This is a genomic window from Pseudomonas sp. R4-84 (assembly GCF_054130985.1).
On sequence record NZ_CP096390.1, the window covers coordinates 4078046 to 4093557 of the forward strand.

A 15512-nucleotide genomic window follows, 5' to 3' on the forward strand; every position below is an offset into this window, starting at 1 on the left:
CCCAGCACTTCCTGTGTCCTGTTTCGCAAATACGTTTCTTTTTGGCGAGTGGCTGTTGTCGTCAGGCAGGGCGTAGCAAAGAGTCATAGCCCGTTATGGCGAGGAGCGGCAACGCTGCATGACGACAACAGACGCAGTCAAGAAGGAGCAGTATTTGAGGTACAGGACACTAGGCACGGCGACACAAACAACTCGCCATGCCAGGCGCCGACCAGCGTGCGCCAGCTGACGATCATCCACATCACCACCAGCAGCGCCACCAGCCCGCAGCCGAACACGCTGAAGAAATCCAGGTCCAGAAGGCTTGCCAGCTTCAGCGTCGTCAGCGCATACACGCCCAAGGGAAAGGTGAAGCCCCACCAGCCGAGGTTGAACGGGATGCCTTCACGCAAATAGCGCGCGGTGATCAATAGCGCCATCAACATCCACCAGAATCCGAAGCCCCACAGGGTGATACCGGCGACCAACCCCAGGCCCGATGCAACCTCGCCCACGCCCGGCAGGCCATTGGCGGCAAGAATCACCGGCGCATCGCCGCCCAGCACCAACATGCCCAGTGCGCCGGTGCCGATGGGGCCGAGGGCCAGCCAGCTCGAAGCGGCCATGTTCTCGTGGGGCAGTTTGTGCAAGGCCATGCGCAACAGCAGGATGGTCAGAATGCTGAACGCCACCGGTAGGGAAAATGCCCAGAGTATGTAGCTGGTGACCAATATGATCAGTTGCGAATGCACGTCAGCCAAGTGCGGCGCCAGCAGGCCACCGCTGACGGCGGCGACTTCGGCGGCCACCACGGGCAACAGCCACACGGCGGTCATCTGGTCGATGCGGTGTTCCTGGCGGGTGAACATCAGGAACGGAATCAGCACACCGCAGGCCAGCGACATCGCCACGTCAGTCCACCACAACGCCTCGACCAGCGACAACACGCCCTCGCCCCAGCGCGGTACGCCGAACACCAGGAAACCGTTGATGATCGTTGCCAGCCCCATCGGGATCGTGCCGAAGAACATCGACACGGTTGAATGCCCGAAAATCCGCCGGGCCTCGTCGAAGAACAGCACCCAGCGAGCAGTGTAGAGCCCGGTGAACAGGGCAAACAGGACGATATTGAACAGCCACAATCCTTGCGCAATCGCATATACGCCAGGGTTGGCCCCAGGCAGTTGTGCCAGGGCCAACGCCAGCACACCGGTGCCCATGGTCGCGGCAAACCAGTTCGGCGTGAATTGGCGGACGACTTCCAATGGCCCCGGCAAATGGCTCAGCGGTCGAAAACGGTTTTCAGCAAAGCAGGTCATGATCACTCCTCTCCTCGGATGAGGTGGAGCTATGCTAGAACCGGATCGAATATCTATATAACGGGTAATTTCTCTATATCTATTCTGTTCTATAGATAAGCAATCATGGCCGAATCCCGTCCGCCAGCGGCCGTGCGGGTTCACGCAACAAACCCACCAGCGCGCCGGCGGCCATGACAATCAACACCGCGCCGTAGCCGTCCGTGGTCGGAATCAGGCCGAAAATACGGGTCAGATTCCCCGCCAGCAACGATGGCAGGCTGAAGGCCAGATAGCTGAGCACATAGAACGCCGACATCAAGCCAGCCCGCTCGTGGGGCAAGGCCAAGGGCATGATGCTGCGCAGCGCGCCGATGAATCCCGCGCCGAAACCGCTGCCGGTCACCAGCGTGCCGATGAAAAACAACGGCAGGCTGGCCGCGTGTACGGCCATCAACACCAGGGCCAGGCCAAGCACCAGCAGCGTCGCGCCAAGACGCAGCATCATTTGCGCGGCGCGGTTACGCAACATGTAGATCGACAATGCGCCGCTGAGTGTCAGCACGGCCACCAGCGAGCCGCCGATCAGGTTCGATGTCGAACCGGTGGCGGCTCGAACCAGGGACGGCGCCAGGGACAGATAGAAACCACCGACCGCCCAGGCCGCCAGGTCCAGCGGCAGGATCAGCCACAACGCGCGCCGGGCCTGGACCGGCACATGCAAGGTGGGGCGCAACGACCGCCAGGCCCCGGGCTGCGGGCTAACGCTTTCGGCCAGGCGCCAGAGATAAACCGCCTGGACCAGAAACAACGCCAGCAGCAGCCAATAAGTCAGTTGCAGCGGCATCGGCGCAAATTCTGCCAGCAGGCCACACCCCATCGCGCCACACGCCATGCCCAGCAGGGGCGCAACGCTGGTGACCAGGGGGCCTTGCTGGCGATCGAAGTCCAGCAACGCGGCGCCCAGCACACTGGTGGCCATGCCGGTGGCGAAGCCTTGTATCAGTCGCGCGCCCATCAACCAGCCCACACTGTCGGCATTGATGAATAGCAGCATCGCCAGCATGTTGAGCAATAATGCCGCGAAGATCACCGGTCTGCGACCGAGGTAATCGGACAACGAGCCGACGACCAGCAAGGCCGCCAACAGACTGAACGCATACACACCGAAGATCAGCGTGAGGATCGCCGGGGAGAACTGCAGATGTTCCTGGTAGAGGTGATACAACGGCGTCGGCGCGCTGGAGGCCGCCAGAAAACCGAGCAAGGTGATCGCCAGGAAGATGAGACTGGCGCGGGTCGAAGCTGGACGAGACATGGGCACGCTCCACGAGGAGATTCATAAAAGCTAATTTTTTGCTTTTGCGGAGTGTGCTACCGGCATGCGCTTAAAGCAAATTCTTTGTGTTAAGGTCCGATGCATGGCTATTAAAGAAGGTTTACGCCCCGGCGGCAGAAGTGCCCGGGTTCAGGAGTCGATTCACTCGGCGGTACGCGCCCTGCTCCAGGAGCAGGACCGCGCCACCTTGACCGTGCCGCAAATCGCCGCGCGCGCCGGGGTCACGCCGTCCACCATCTACCGGCGCTGGGGCGATCTGCCGGCGCTGTTGGCCGACGTTGCCATCGCGCGCATGCGCCCGGACAGCGAGCCGGCCAACACCGGCAGCCTGCGCGGCGACCTGCGCGCCTGGGCCGAGCAATACCTCGACGAGATGAGTTCAGAACCTGGCCGCAATATGATGCGTGACATCCAGGCTTGCGCCACGCCGGGGTATTGCGTGGGCATTATCAGCGGCCAGTTGCAGATCATCCTGGATCGTTATCCCGACGAGCCGAACCCGGGTATCGAGCGACTGGTGAATGTGATCGTGGCGCCGACGGTATTTCGAATCCTCTTCGCCACTGCGCCGCTGGAGGTCGAGGAGCTGTATCGGTTGGTGGATATGGCGATGGATCAGTGAAAATGCCATCGCGAGCAAGCTCGCTCCCACATTGGACTTCGGTGTGCCACAAATCTTGTATTCGATAAATAGCCATTGTGGGAGCGAGCTTGCTCGCGATGAGGCCGGCAACATCGCTGCATAAAAAAATCCCACCCGCGACACCCCGCCACGCCTCGACCTTGGTCGACACTGACGAACCCGAGCTGGCGTGCGAGACTGTCTTGCCGGGCCCAAGCCCGGGGGTATTTGTCTGGGAGTTTCCATGTCGCTGTCCAGCGGGCTGATCGCCGTTGTCGCCCTGGCCTATATGGCCATCATGTTTGCCATCGCCTTTTACGGCGACCGACGCAGCACACCGCTGCCACCACGTGTGCGCGCGTGGGTCTACAGCCTGTCGCTGGCGGTGTATTGCACCAGCTGGACGTTTTTCGGCGCCGTGGGCCAGGCCGCCGAACAGCTCTGGTCATTCCTGCCGATCTACCTCGGGCCGATCCTGCTGCTGGTACTGGCGCCGTGGGTCTTGCAGAAGATGGTGATGATCAGCAAGCAGGAGAACATCACCTCCATCGCCGACTTCATCGCCGCCCGCTACGGCAAATCCCAATCACTGGCAGTGGTGGTCGCCCTGATCTGCCTGGTCGGCGTGCTGCCTTACATTGCCTTGCAGCTCAAGGGTATCGTGCTCGGCGTGAACCTGTTGATCGGCGCCGGTGCCGACGCCATGGGCACCCGAGCGCAGGATACTGCGTTGATCGTCTCGCTGATCCTGGCGCTGTTCACCATCGTCTTCGGCACTCGCAACCTCGACGCCACCGAGCACCACCGCGGCATGGTGCTGGCGATTGCCTTTGAATCGCTGGTCAAGCTGTTCGCCTTCCTGGCGGTTGGCGCGTTCGTCACGTTTGGCCTTTATGACGGCTTCGACGACCTGTTCAACCAGGCGATGCTCGCGCCACGGTTGGAGCAGTATTGGAAGGAGACCATCAACTGGCCGTCCATGGTGGTGCAAACCGGCGTGGCGATGATGGCGATCATCTGCCTGCCACGGCAGTTCCACGTCACCGTGGTGGAGAACATCGAACCCCAGGACCTGCGCCTGGCCAAATGGGTGTTCCCCGCCTACCTGGCCCTGGCCGCCCTGTTCGTGGTGCCGATCGCCCTCGCCGGGCAAATGATGCTGCCCAGCTCGGTACTGCCGGATTCGTTCGTCATCAGCCTGCCACTCGCCCAGGCCCATCCGGCGCTGGCGGTGCTGGCCTTCATCGGCGGCGCCTCGGCCGCCACCGGCATGGTCATCGTGGCGAGTGTCGCCCTGTCGACCATGGTCTCCAACGACATGCTGCTGCCATGGCTATTGCGCCGCAACAACGCCGAGCGGCCTTTCGAAGTGTTCCGCCAATGGATGCTGTCGGTACGCCGGGTGAGCATCGTTGCGATTCTCCTATTGGCTTATGTCAGCTACCGGCTGCTGGGTTCGACCGCGAGCCTGGCCACCATCGGCCAGATCGCCTTCGCCGCCGTGACGCAACTGGCACCCGCCATGATCGGCGCGCTGTACTGGAAACAGGCGAATCGACGCGGCGTGTTCGCCGGCCTCGCCATGGGCATATTCCTGTGGTTCTACACGCTGGTGCTGCCGATCGCCGCCCATAGCCTGGGCTGGTCACTGAGCAGCTTCCCCGGCCTGGCCTGGCTGCATGGCAATCCGCTGGATCTGCCGATCACGCCGCTGACCCAAGGTGTCGTCCTGTCCCTGGCGGGCAATTTCATATTGTTCGCCTGGGTTTCGGTCCTGTCGCGCACACGCGTGTCGGAGCATTGGCAGGCTGGACGCTTCATCGGTCAGGAGATCAGCGCCCGACCCAATCCTCGCTCGATGCTGGCGGTCCAGATCGAGGATCTGTTGCAGCTGGCGGCCCGCTTCGTCGGCGAAGAACGGGCGCGCCAGAGCTTCATTCGCTTTGCCTATCGCCAAGGCAAAGGCTTCAACCCGAGCCAGAACGCCGACAGCGAATGGATCGCCCATACCGAGCGGCTGCTGGCCGGTGTACTCGGCGCGTCGTCGACGCGAGCCGTGGTGAAAGCGGCCATCGAAGGCCGCGAGATGCAACTGGAAGACGTCGTGCGGATCGCCGACGAAGCGTCCGAAGTGCTGCAATTCAACCGAGCGCTGCTGCAAGGCGCCATCGAAAACATCACCCAGGGCATCAGCGTGGTCGACCAGTCCCTCAGGCTGGTGGCCTGGAACCGTCGATACCTGGAACTGTTCAACTACCCCGACGGCTTGATCAGCGTCGGTCGGCCGATCGCCGACATCATCCGCTACAACGCCGAGCGCGGCCTTTGTGGCCCGGGCGAGGCCGAAGTCCATGTCGCCCGGCGCCTGCACTGGATGCGCCAAGGCCGCGCGCACACCTCGGAACGCCTGTTCCCCAACGGCCGTGTGATCGAGCTGATCGGCAACCCGATGCCCGGCGGCGGTTTCGTCATGAGTTTCACGGACATCACTGCTTACCGCGAAGCCGAACAGGCCTTGACCGAAGCCAACGAAGGGCTGGAACAGCGGGTGGCCGAACGCACCCGCGAACTGTCGCAACTCAACCTCGCGCTGACCGAAGCCAAGAGCACGGCCGAAGCCGCGTACCAGTCCAAGACCCGCTTCCTGGCCGCCGTCAGCCATGACTTGATGCAGCCTCTCAACGCCGCGCGCCTGTTCTCCGCCGCGCTTTCCCATCAGCACGACGGCTTGCCGAGCGAAGCCCGGCAGTTGGTACAACATTTGGACAGCTCGTTGCGCTCGGCCGAGGACTTGATCACGGACCTGCTGGACATCTCCCGATTGGAAAACGGAAAGATCAACCCCGACCGCAAGCCGTTTGTCCTCAATGATCTATTCGATACCCTCGGCGCCGAGTTCACCGTGCTGGCTCGAGAGCAAGGCTTGAAATTCCGGGTTCGCGGTTCGCGGCTGCGGGTCGACAGCGACATCAAGCTGCTGCGCCGCGTGCTGCAGAACTTCCTCACCAATGCCTTCCGCTACGCCAAGGGCCCGGTGCTGCTAGGCGTGCGCCGGGGCAACGGCGAGCTGTGTCTGGAGGTCTGGGACCGCGGGCCGGGGATCGCCGAAGACAAGCTGCAAGTCATCTTCGAAGAATTCAAACGCCTGGACAGCCATCAGACCCGGGCCGAAAAAGGCCTCGGCCTCGGCCTGGCAATTGCCGATGGACTGTGTCGCGTGCTCGGCCATACCTTGCGCGTGCGTTCCTGGCCAGGGCGCGGCAGCGTGTTCAGCGTCAGCGTGCCATTGGCCAGTAGCCAAGCCGTCGAGCCCACTGTCGTGATCGAAGCCAACGGCCATTTGCCCAGCGGCGCACAGGTGCTGTGTGTCGATAACGAAGACAGCATCCTGATCGGCATGAACAGCCTGCTGACCCGCTGGGGGTGCCGCGTATGGACGGCGCGCAATCGTGAAGAATGCGAGCGCTGGCTCGCCCAGGGCGGCCGGCCGCAACTGGCGCTGGTGGATTTTCACCTGGACGACGGCGAAACCGGGACCGAACTGATGGCCTGGTTGCGCACGCGCATGGGCGAGCCGGTGCCCGGAGTGGTGATCAGTGCCGATGGCCGGCCCGAGACCGTGGCCCAGGTGCATGCGGCGGGATTGGATTACTTGGCCAAGCCGGTGAAGCCGGCGGCGTTGAGGGCGTTGTTGAGCCGGCACTTGCCGTTGTAATAGGGGAAAAAGTAAACCCCTGTGGCAAGGGAGCAAGCTCTCTCGCCACAGGGGTCCGGTGCAAACCTTGTAGGCTACTGACCCCGGCTTTCTTCGCCGGTCTCCTCTGGCAACCCATCCACGTCCGCCATCGCCCGTTCAAGCAACTCCGTAGGCAAGCTCTTGCTCGCCCTGGCGCCGAGCAGTTTCAACTGCTCGCTGCGGCTGACCAGGTTGCCGCGCCCTTCCGTCAGCTTATTGCGTGCGGCGCTGTAGGCTTTGTCCAACTGCTGCAAGCGACTACCGATTTCGTCCAGGTCCTGGATAAACAGGACGAACTTGTCATACAGCCACCCCGCGCGTTCGGCGATTTCCCGGGCGTTCTGGCTCTGGCGCTCTTGCTTCCACAAGCTGTCGATCACCCGCAGCGTCGCCAGCAGCGTGGTCGGGCTGACGATCACGATGTTGCGGTCGAAAGCTTCCTGGAACAGGTTCGGCTCGGCTTGCAAGGCTGCGGAAAATGCCGCTTCGATCGGCACGAACAGCAAGACGAAATCCAGGCTGTGCAGACCGTCCAGACGCTTGTAGTCCTTGCCGGCCAAGCCTTTGACGTGGGCTCGCAATGACACGACGTGCTGCTTGAGAGCCAACTGGCCGATGGCATTGTCTTCGGCCGCCACATATTGCTGGTAGGCCGTGAGGCTGACCTTCGAATCGACCACCACCTGCTTGTCGCCGGGCAGATAAATCAATACGTCCGGCTGGAACCGTTCGCCATCCGGCCCCTTGAGACTGACCTGGGTCTGGTATTCGCGGCCCTTCTCCAAGCCGGCATGTTCCAGGACCCGCTCGAGGATCAACTCGCCCCAGTTGCCCTGGGTCTTCTGGCCCTTGAGCGCACGAGTCAGGTTGGTGGCTTCATCGCTCAGGCGCAGGTTCAGCTGTTGCAGGCGCTCCAGTTCCTTGCCCAGGGAAAATCGCTCCCGGGCCTCGGCCTGGTAGCTTTCCTCGACGCGTTTTTCAAAGGACTGGATGCGTTCCTTCAGTGGGTCGAGCAACTGACCCAGGCGCTGCTGGCTGGTTTCGGCGAAACGCTGTTCACGCTCGTCGAAGATTTTTCCCGCGAGCTCGGCGAACTGGGCCCGCAATGCGTCCCGCGAGCCTTGAAGATCGTCCAGGCGCTGCTGATGGCTCTCCTGCTGTTCGCGCAATTCGGCCTGCAACGAAGCAGCCTGGGCATCCAGGCGTCGCAATTCAGCTTCCTTATTGGCACGCTCCAGGTTCCAGGCATGCGCCGCGTCCCTTGCGTTGTCACGCTCGATCTGCAGCAGTTCGACCTCGCGACACGCAGCCGCAAGCTCGGCTTGCCTGGCGGCATTGGCCTGGCCCAAGTCACTGATTTCGTCGCGGCAGGCATCTAGCTGGGCATTCAACCCATCGTGTGCCATGTGGGCGGTCGCCAGGCGTTCTTCCATCAACGCCAGCTCGGTCTGTGCCGCGCTTGCCTGGCGTTGCAGGTGCCAGGCCAATGCCAACAGCGGCACCGCAGCGCCTGCCAGGCCAAGCAACAGGCTGGTCAAATCCATCGCCATGACAATTCCCGCGCAAGAGATAAAGCCCGAAGGTTAACCAAGCAACCCGGCGTTGCCCAGCTCAGTCTTCGATCTCGCCCAATGCCTGGCGGGCACGATGATCGCCGGCCCGCGCGGCCTGGCGCAGCAGGTCCTGGCCAATACGCCGGTCCCGTGCATTGCCGCATTCGCGGCACATCAGCTGACCGAGGCGACTCTGTGCGGCCACCACGCCTTCGCGCGCCGGTTGTTTGAGCAGGCGTCCAGCCAGGTGCTTGACGCTGGGACGCTCTCCCAGGCTCGGGCTGTCCAGCAGCCACTCGGCAACTCGCATCGATATGCGCTTGGGAGGGGTAACACCTGAGGGTACGGAGGTAACAGGATTTGATACTGAGCGAAACTTCATAACGCACTACGGGACAGATCGGAAGGCGCGCCACTCTACTCCTTTTTTCGTACGGGTAAAGTCGAAAAAAACCGGCACGCCCGTTCTAGAGCAAGCGCTTGGGACAATCCACAGAAGCTGTGGATAACTCAGTGGACAACCTACCCTGAACTCGCCGCAAGCCCTATGGAACGGGGCCTGCGCTCAAACTGTCGATTTTTTCACCAGTAAAAAAAAGCGATGTTTTTCATTGACTTAAATTTTGGATGCAGGCACCCGCCCCGGATTGTTCAAAGATGACAATACGGTGACAGCGGCCCATAGGAGTGTGTACAAGTAACAGCTGAAGTGGTTATATCGCTGCGCTTTTTTGACGCATCTGGCGCTCAAGACCCTGTGGAAAAGCCCCGATCCCAGACTTTTACACGCTACCCGCTTTCGCGCCCCAGCGGCAGCACCGGCATTTTTCTGACCAACGGCCTTCCCTAACGCGGCTTGATTCGATAGTATCCGCGGCGTTAGTACCAAGCTGAAAGTCAATTCCGGGTCGGAAACATCTCAGCGGTCAGCTATCCCCACGGGAAGCCTGCCGAAAAAGAGACCGCCCCCCTCGATGGTTTCCAGGTAATGCTCGCGCTGCGCACTTCGAACGAATCCGAAGCTGCCGCCAGGCTCATTATTCTGACCGAACCAACCTGCAAATTGATCAGGATCTTCACCCCGGGCCCAGAACCTTTGCCCTCGATGTGTTGCCTGCCCTCCTAAGTACCTACCTGCCAGCCCAAGCGCGCCCTTTTATAGCGCTCAAACTGGCTGCTTTGTTCCAGTCGGGTTCTTCGTTCGACCAATGGTGGTCGACGTTACTGGAACGTTTTAACGTTGCACGGTTCTTAATCGTGTCATTTGTAGGAACACCCATAACATGTCTAATCAAATCCAGACACAGGATGCCATCCGCACCCTAACCAACGCCTTTGCTCCAATGAACTGCCTGATCATGGCCGCTCGCAAAGGCTGCTTCAGCTTCACGCTGGTCAATGAACACGGCATCGCCCGTCACAGCGAACGCTTGTATCCCGACCAGTACTCCAGCGCAGAACCGCTGCAGGCGGTCATCGAGCGTACCCGTCAGGCACTCGTTGCCTGACACGCCAGGACACTGAAGCATCCAAGGCCCCGCCCAAAACGCGGGGCTTTTTATTGCCCGGCATTTCTCGATAAAGCGCAACGGTTTAAGTACAAACAGCTATAACGGTCATAACCGTTCGATGAACATGGTTTAAAAACAGGCCTTTACAGCGCAGATATGACACTACACTTCAACTCGAGCGGCATGATCCGCTTCGGCGGAGCCTGATCCGATCCACCCGCTGCCAAGCCCACACCGTCAGGCTCCGCCCATTTCCCGTTTCGAGGATTTTATGGGTATCGCTGCCAGCGAACTGTGTCGTTATGTGATCCGCCCGACGCTCCTTTACCTGGGGAGCCACAGCACAACGGCGGAAAACCTGTTGCTGGGGATCGCCGCCAGTCAATCAGGCCTGGGCGCCGCGTTGCACGATCGTCGTGGGCACGGCTTGTACCGCATCACTGAACCGCGCCATCAAGCCCTGTGGGACGATTACCTGGCGATGGGTCCGGAACGAGCCAGCCTGGTGCGAGGCCTGGCGAGCCAGCATGCTTTCCTGAGCGGCCCTCATCAGGAATTGACCGTCAATTTGCGCTACGCCACGGCCATCGCTTGGTTGCTGGTGGAGGAACACGCCACCCCGCTTCCCGATTCAAACGATTTGCTCGCCATGGCCCGCATCTGGCGCCAGGTTTTTCATCCCACTGGTCGCCTGCGGGACTTCACCTGCGCGTGGCAAAACTGTGTTTCACCCTTGAACCAGGTCGCTTGCTGAATGGAAAAAAGGAAACTTCCTACAACTGCGACGATTTTGGTCGGATTGTCCTACAAAACCCCTCTAAATCAAGCCATACAAGCTATAGCGCTTGGGCAAAAATGTTGGTAATTTTCGCCCCGGTGATCACCTGGAGTTCTAACAATGAAAAAAATGATGCTCAAAACCACCCTTGGCCTTGCCGTTACCTTGGCATCCACCCAAATTTTCGCCAGTGGCTTTGCCTTGAACGAACAAAGCATCAGTGGCATGGGTACTGGCTTCGCGGGTCGTTCTTCTTCTGCCGATGATGCGAGCACCGTGTTTGGCAACCCTGCTGGCATGTCGCGCCTCAAGCGCCAACAAGTCACCGGCGGCTTCGCCGTCATCGACGCATCCACCGACATCAACGATGCCAGCGGCACCCAGTCCGGTACGAACGATGGCGACATGGTCCCGTTCACCGGCGTTCCGATGGGCTACTACGTCAAGCCAATCGACGATCAATGGGCATTCGGCCTGGGCGTCTACGCCCCCTTCGGCCTGATCACCGACTACGAAAGCAGCTTCCAGGGCCGCAATTTCGGCAGCAAGAGCGAAGTGAAGGTCGTGACCTTCCAGCCAACCATCAGCTACGCCTTCAATGACAAGGTGTCGATCGGTTTTGGCCCGACTATCAACCGGATTTCGGGTTCATTAGAGTCGTCTCTGGACGTCACTGGGTTCTCTTCCAACGGCGACGTGAAGATCAAGGGCGATGACATCGGCTATGGCTATAACATCGGTTTGCTGGTCCAGGCCACCGATACCACCCGCGTCGGCCTCACCTACCACTCCAAGGTTAAATACAAGCTGGATGGTCATACAGAAGTGAGCCCAGGCGGCACCCCCGCGTTTCCTGGTGTTCTCATCGGTGCTCGTTATGACGCCTCCCTCGACATCACTACCCCAGAATCGGTCGATTTCTCGGTAACCCAGGAAATCAACGATGCCTGGACTGTCTATGCCGGTAGTACCTGGACTCGCTGGAGCCGCCTGAAAGACATCACCGTGAACAACGACATCACCGGCGGCGGCGCATTGAACCCAACCCTCTTCGGCACCATCACCGAAGAACAGAACTGGCACGACACCTGGGCCTACGCCATCGGTACCTCCTACCAGTTGAACAAGCAATGGGTACTGCGCACCGGCCTGTCCTTCGACCAGTCGCCGACCAACAACGCCGACCGTTCGCCTCGCATTCCTACCGGCGACCGGACCATCTTCAGCCTGGGTGCCGGCTGGAGCCCAACCGACGACCTGACCATCGACGTGGCCTATTCCTATCTCAAGGAAGAAAAAGTCAACGTCAACAGAGCCAACGCCCTGGGCCAGGCTTACAACGCTGAATACGAAAACAGCGCCAACGGCTTCGGCGTCGGCGCAACCTACCGCTTCTGATGATCCACGGCGAGCAGGCATAAACAGCCGGTCGCCACCTGAAGCAAAAAAAAGCCCCGCTCTCTGTAAAGAAAGCGGGGCTTTTTCGTGGTTGAGGATCAGGGTTTGGAAGCGATAGCCGTCTCCACCGCCTTGATGAAATCAGGATCGTCGGGTTTTATCCGACTGGAAAAGCTGCCAACCACCTTGCCCTGGCGATCCACGACGTATTTGTAGAAATTCCATTTCGGCGCGCTGGACTGTTCGGCCAGGTGCTTGAACAAGGGAATGGCATCCGCGCCCCGTACCGGTTGCGGTTCGGTCATGGTAAAGGTCACACCATAGTTGACGTAGCAAACCTTGGCGGTCTCCGCGCCGTCCTTGGATTCCTGCTTGAAGTCGTTGGACGGCACGCCCAGCACTTCCAACCCTTCACTTTTATAGCGCTGATTAAGCGCCTCGAGCCCTTTGAATTGTGGAGCGAACCCACAGAAGCTGGCCGTGTTGACCACCACCAAGGGTTTGCCAGCGAAACGCTGGCACAAATCGACGGTTTCCTTGGCCCGCAGCTTGGGCAGCGAACCCTCCAAGAGTGACGGGCATTCAGCCGCCCATACATGCCCGGTCATAGCCAGCAACAGGGTGGGAACAGCAAACCAACGCATCATGTCGGATTTTCCTTGTAAGCCTGTCAGACCACGACGTTACTCCGCGCGCCCGATGCCGTCCACACGTCAGCAGCTGCCCATGCCCAGCTGCATCAAAGCCAACCCGCCCTGGCGCCAGCCCCACCAGGCGACCGCCAGCAGCGCGGCGGCGCCGGCTGCGATCAACCATGGGCCGACGCGGCTCATGCCGCACCCGCCTGGGCTTGCAGGCGGGCAACCGGGCGCTCACGCACCGGCCAGTTCAACGCAGCCGCGAGCAGGCTGAGCAAAATCGACACCTGCCAGATCAAGTCGTAGCTGCCCGTGCGGTCGTACACGACGCCGCCCAGCCAACCACCGAGGAACGAGCCCAACTGGTGGAAAAGGAACACGATCCCACCCAGCATCGAGAGATTTCGTACACCGAACAACGTGGCGACCGTCCCGTTGGTCAATGGCACCGTCGATAACCAGAGAAAACCCATCGCCATGCCGAACAGATAAGCCGTGGTCGTCGTCACCGGCAACCACAGGAACACGCCGATCACCACCGCCCGCACCAGGTACAGGCCAGTCAGCAGGCGCGGCTTGGACATGCGCCCGCCCAACCAGCCGGCGGTGTAGGTGCCGAAGATATTGAACAGCCCGACCAGCGCCAACACGGTGGTGCCGACGCTGGCCGGCAGGTGCTGGTCCACCAGATAGGCCGGCAGATGCACGCCGATGAACACCACCTGGAAACCGCAGACAAAAAAACCGACCGCCAACAGCCAGAAACCGGAATGACTGCACGCCTCGCGCAACGCTTCGGACAAGGTCTGCTCGTTGCCGCTCAGGGGTGCCGGTGCATCCTTGAGCATACTGACCAAGGGCACGATCAGCGCCACCAGCAGGCCCAGCGCCAACAGCGCCGCGGACCAGCCGAGCCAACCAATCAGCCCCAGCGTGCCCGGCAACATCGCGAACTGGCCAAACGAGCCGGCCGCACTGGCGATACCCATGCCCAGGCTGCGTTTCTCTGGCGGCACGGCCCGCCCAACCACACCAAGGATTACCGAGAACGAAGTGCCGGACAGGCCGATGCCGATCAACAGGCCGGCGCTCAACGACAGCGACCAGGACGAGTCGGCCATGCCCATGAAGACCAGGCCGACCGCATACAGGACACCACCGATCAACACCACTTTTGCCGCACCGAAGCGATCCGCCAGGGCGCCCGTGAAAGGCTGCGCCAGGCCCCAGATCAGGTTCTGCAAAGCGATGGCGAAGGCAAACACCTCCCGGCCCCAGCCGAATTCGGCGCTCATCGGCGCCAGGAACAACCCGAAGCCATGCCGCACGCCCAGGGACAACGCCAGGATCAGCGCACTGCCCACCAGGACCCAACCACAGGTACGCCACATCGATGTCATTCTTATTCTCCGGTCGCGGGTATATACCCACTTATCATCGGACGAACCGGCGTCACGCCAACTCATCCAGCAAGGCCAGCAAGGTCGCGCGCTTTTCGGCACCGAGCTTGTCGATCAATTTCTGTTGTGCCGCTTCCCAGGCCGGCAATGCCGCCGCCAACCGGGCATTTCCCGCCTCGGTGAGCACAACGATGCGGTTGCGCAAATCGTCGCCCTCAGCCAACTTCACCAACCCCTCGCCTTCCAGCACCCGTAGGTTGCGCCCTAGGGTGCTGCGGTCCAGGCCCATGGCCTCGGCCAGGGACGAAATGCTCGGCTGGTCCAGGCGCGCCAGGTTATTGAGCAAAGAATACTGGGCAACGTTGATCCCGAAGCCATCGAGAGCGCCGTCGTAGTACCTGCTGACGCCACGCGCGGCGCGACGCAGGTTGATGCACAGACATTGGGAAGGAAGCATGATGCGTGTATATACCCGCGACTAAATGAATGCAAATTTAAATGAGGCCCTGACCGCCGACAAGCCGGAATTCAGCTCAAGGCCAACGCCACCAGAACCGCCATTTCAAGCAATTCCAGCAAGGCGCCCGCGGTGTCGCCGGTGCATCCCTGCAGCCTGCGCAGCATGATGTGACGCAAACCGATAAATACCAGCACGGCGACCGCCAACGTCCACAGCCCCGCCCATCCCATCACCAGCACGCACCCCAGCGCTCCGGCCGACAACACCTGCCAGCCCGAGCGGCGCGGCAAATGTTCGGCCAACGCTTGGCCCAGCCCACCGGCACGCACATACGGCGTGGTGAGGAACAACCCCAGCAAGGCGCTACGCCCCAGCACCGGCACAACGAGCAAGGCCAACGCATCCCCCTGCTCGATCAACGCCACCAGCGCGGTCCATTTGAGCAGCAACACCAGCACCAGCGTGACCACGGCGATCGGCCCGCTGCGTGGATCCTTCATTATCAGCAACGTACGCTCACGATCGCCGAAACCGCCGAGCCAGGCATCGGCGCTGTCGGCCAGGCCGTCCAGGTGCAGCCCGCCGCTGAGCAGCACCCACGCCATCAGTAGCAGCGCGGCATGCAGCATCACCGGCGCGCCCGCCAACAGCGCATCGAGCAACCACAGCAAACCGCCGAACAACAGCCCCACCACGGGATAGAACAACAGCGAACGCCCCAGCTCGCGGGGCTCAGGCATGCCCGGCAAGCGAATCGGCAAGCTGCTGAGAAATTGCAGGGCGATCCAGAAGGGCAACAT

The 15512-nt window shown here is 61.1% G+C and carries 13 protein-coding genes; 5 read left to right on the top strand and 8 right to left on the bottom strand.

The genetic code is table 11. The features are described from left to right. Window positions 1-137: 137 nt before the first annotated feature. Both M1D68_RS18615 and M1D68_RS18620 read right to left on the bottom strand, forming a co-directional pair. Window positions 138-1298 (bottom strand): TDT family transporter, encoded by a 1161-nt coding sequence (locus M1D68_RS18615; RefSeq protein ID WP_434560155.1) that lies wholly within the window; start codon window positions 1296-1298, stop codon window positions 138-140. Between the two features lie 103 nt (window positions 1299-1401). Then, window positions 1402-2595, bottom strand: a complete 1194-nt coding sequence (locus M1D68_RS18620) for an MFS transporter (protein ID WP_457968012.1) — start codon at window positions 2593-2595, stop codon at window positions 1402-1404. 103 nt (window positions 2596-2698) lie between these two features. On the opposite strand from M1D68_RS18620, the gene M1D68_RS18625 reads away from it, so the two are divergent. Both M1D68_RS18625 and M1D68_RS18630 read left to right on the top strand, forming a co-directional pair. Continuing rightward, window positions 2699-3238, top strand: coding sequence for a TetR/AcrR family transcriptional regulator (locus M1D68_RS18625; RefSeq protein WP_457968013.1), 540 nt, complete (start codon window positions 2699-2701; stop codon window positions 3236-3238). A 244-nt stretch (window positions 3239-3482) separates the two neighbouring features. Continuing rightward, window positions 3483-6953 carry a hybrid sensor histidine kinase/response regulator gene (locus M1D68_RS18630; RefSeq protein WP_420767881.1) on the top strand — a complete coding sequence of 1157 codons (3471 nt, stop codon included), beginning with the start codon at window positions 3483-3485 and terminating at the stop codon, window positions 6951-6953. A 74-nt stretch (window positions 6954-7027) separates the two neighbouring features. On the opposite strand, the gene rmuC is transcribed toward M1D68_RS18630, so the two are convergent. Both rmuC and M1D68_RS18640 read right to left on the bottom strand, forming a co-directional pair. After that, window positions 7028-8410, bottom strand: a complete 1383-nt coding sequence (gene rmuC / locus M1D68_RS18635; RefSeq protein ID WP_445572173.1) for a DNA recombination protein RmuC — start codon at window positions 8408-8410, stop codon at window positions 7028-7030. Between the two features lie 175 nt (window positions 8411-8585). After that, window positions 8586-8909 carry an SEL1-like repeat protein gene (locus tag M1D68_RS18640; RefSeq protein WP_080942569.1) on the bottom strand — a complete coding sequence of 108 codons (324 nt, stop codon included), beginning with the start codon at window positions 8907-8909 and terminating at the stop codon, window positions 8586-8588. 901 nt (window positions 8910-9810) lie between these two features. On the opposite strand from M1D68_RS18640, the gene M1D68_RS18645 reads away from it, so the two are divergent. The 3 genes from M1D68_RS18645 (at window position 9811) to M1D68_RS18655 (ending at window position 12214) form a co-directional block, all read left to right on the top strand. Continuing rightward, entirely contained in the window at window positions 9811-10035 is a 225-nt protein-coding gene (locus M1D68_RS18645) for a hypothetical protein (RefSeq protein WP_249875763.1), read from the top strand. Window positions 10036-10309: 274 nt separating this feature from the next. Then, window positions 10310-10792, top strand: coding sequence for a hypothetical protein (locus M1D68_RS18650; protein WP_457968014.1), 483 nt, complete (start codon window positions 10310-10312; stop codon window positions 10790-10792). Window positions 10793-10936: 144 nt separating this feature from the next. After that, window positions 10937-12214, top strand: coding sequence for an OmpP1/FadL family transporter (locus M1D68_RS18655; RefSeq protein WP_434607261.1), 1278 nt, complete (start codon window positions 10937-10939; stop codon window positions 12212-12214). Window positions 12215-12312: 98 nt separating this feature from the next. Here the strand turns inward: M1D68_RS18655 and M1D68_RS18660 are convergent, their stop codons facing one another. The 4 genes from M1D68_RS18660 to M1D68_RS18675 all read right to left on the bottom strand — a co-directional run bounded on the left by M1D68_RS18660 (window position 12313) and on the right by M1D68_RS18675 (window position 15512). Then, a complete protein-coding gene (locus M1D68_RS18660; protein WP_420767432.1) occupies window positions 12313-12861 on the bottom strand; it encodes a glutathione peroxidase in 549 nt (182 codons plus the stop codon). A gap of 182 nt (window positions 12862-13043) precedes the next feature. Further along, window positions 13044-14252, bottom strand: coding sequence for an MFS transporter (locus M1D68_RS18665; protein ID WP_457968015.1), 1209 nt, complete (start codon window positions 14250-14252; stop codon window positions 13044-13046). A 52-nt stretch (window positions 14253-14304) separates the two neighbouring features. After that, on the bottom strand, window positions 14305-14709 hold the full coding sequence (locus M1D68_RS18670; RefSeq protein WP_030142382.1) for a MarR family winged helix-turn-helix transcriptional regulator: 405 nt from the start codon (window positions 14707-14709) through the stop codon (window positions 14305-14307). Window positions 14710-14780: 71 nt separating this feature from the next. Beyond that, window positions 14781-15512, bottom strand: a complete 732-nt coding sequence (locus M1D68_RS18675; RefSeq protein ID WP_457968016.1) for an adenosylcobinamide-GDP ribazoletransferase — start codon at window positions 15510-15512, stop codon at window positions 14781-14783.

Bases quoted from the DNA above. Each gene is read 5' to 3' on its own strand.
- M1D68_RS18615 (WP_434560155.1), bottom strand. From the start codon at position 1,298: ATGACCTGCTTTGCTGAAAACCGTTTTCGACCGCTGAGCCATTTGCCG.
- M1D68_RS18620 (WP_457968012.1), bottom strand. From the start codon at position 2,595: ATGTCTCGTCCAGCTTCGACCCGCGCCAGTCTCATCTTCCTGGCGATC.
- M1D68_RS18625 (WP_457968013.1), top strand. From the start codon at position 2,699: ATGGCTATTAAAGAAGGTTTACGCCCCGGCGGCAGAAGTGCCCGGGTT.
- M1D68_RS18630 (WP_420767881.1), top strand. From the start codon at position 3,483: ATGTCGCTGTCCAGCGGGCTGATCGCCGTTGTCGCCCTGGCCTATATG.
- M1D68_RS18640 (WP_080942569.1), bottom strand. From the start codon at position 8,909: ATGAAGTTTCGCTCAGTATCAAATCCTGTTACCTCCGTACCCTCAGGT.
- M1D68_RS18645 (WP_249875763.1), top strand. From the start codon at position 9,811: ATGTCTAATCAAATCCAGACACAGGATGCCATCCGCACCCTAACCAAC.
- M1D68_RS18650 (WP_457968014.1), top strand. From the start codon at position 10,310: ATGGGTATCGCTGCCAGCGAACTGTGTCGTTATGTGATCCGCCCGACG.
- M1D68_RS18655 (WP_434607261.1), top strand. From the start codon at position 10,937: ATGAAAAAAATGATGCTCAAAACCACCCTTGGCCTTGCCGTTACCTTG.
- M1D68_RS18660 (WP_420767432.1), bottom strand. From the start codon at position 12,861: ATGATGCGTTGGTTTGCTGTTCCCACCCTGTTGCTGGCTATGACCGGG.
- M1D68_RS18665 (WP_457968015.1), bottom strand. From the start codon at position 14,252: ATGACATCGATGTGGCGTACCTGTGGTTGGGTCCTGGTGGGCAGTGCG.
- M1D68_RS18670 (WP_030142382.1), bottom strand. From the start codon at position 14,709: ATGCTTCCTTCCCAATGTCTGTGCATCAACCTGCGTCGCGCCGCGCGT.
- M1D68_RS18675 (WP_457968016.1), bottom strand. From the start codon at position 15,512: ATGTTGCCCTTCTGGATCGCCCTGCAATTTCTCAGCAGCTTGCCGATT.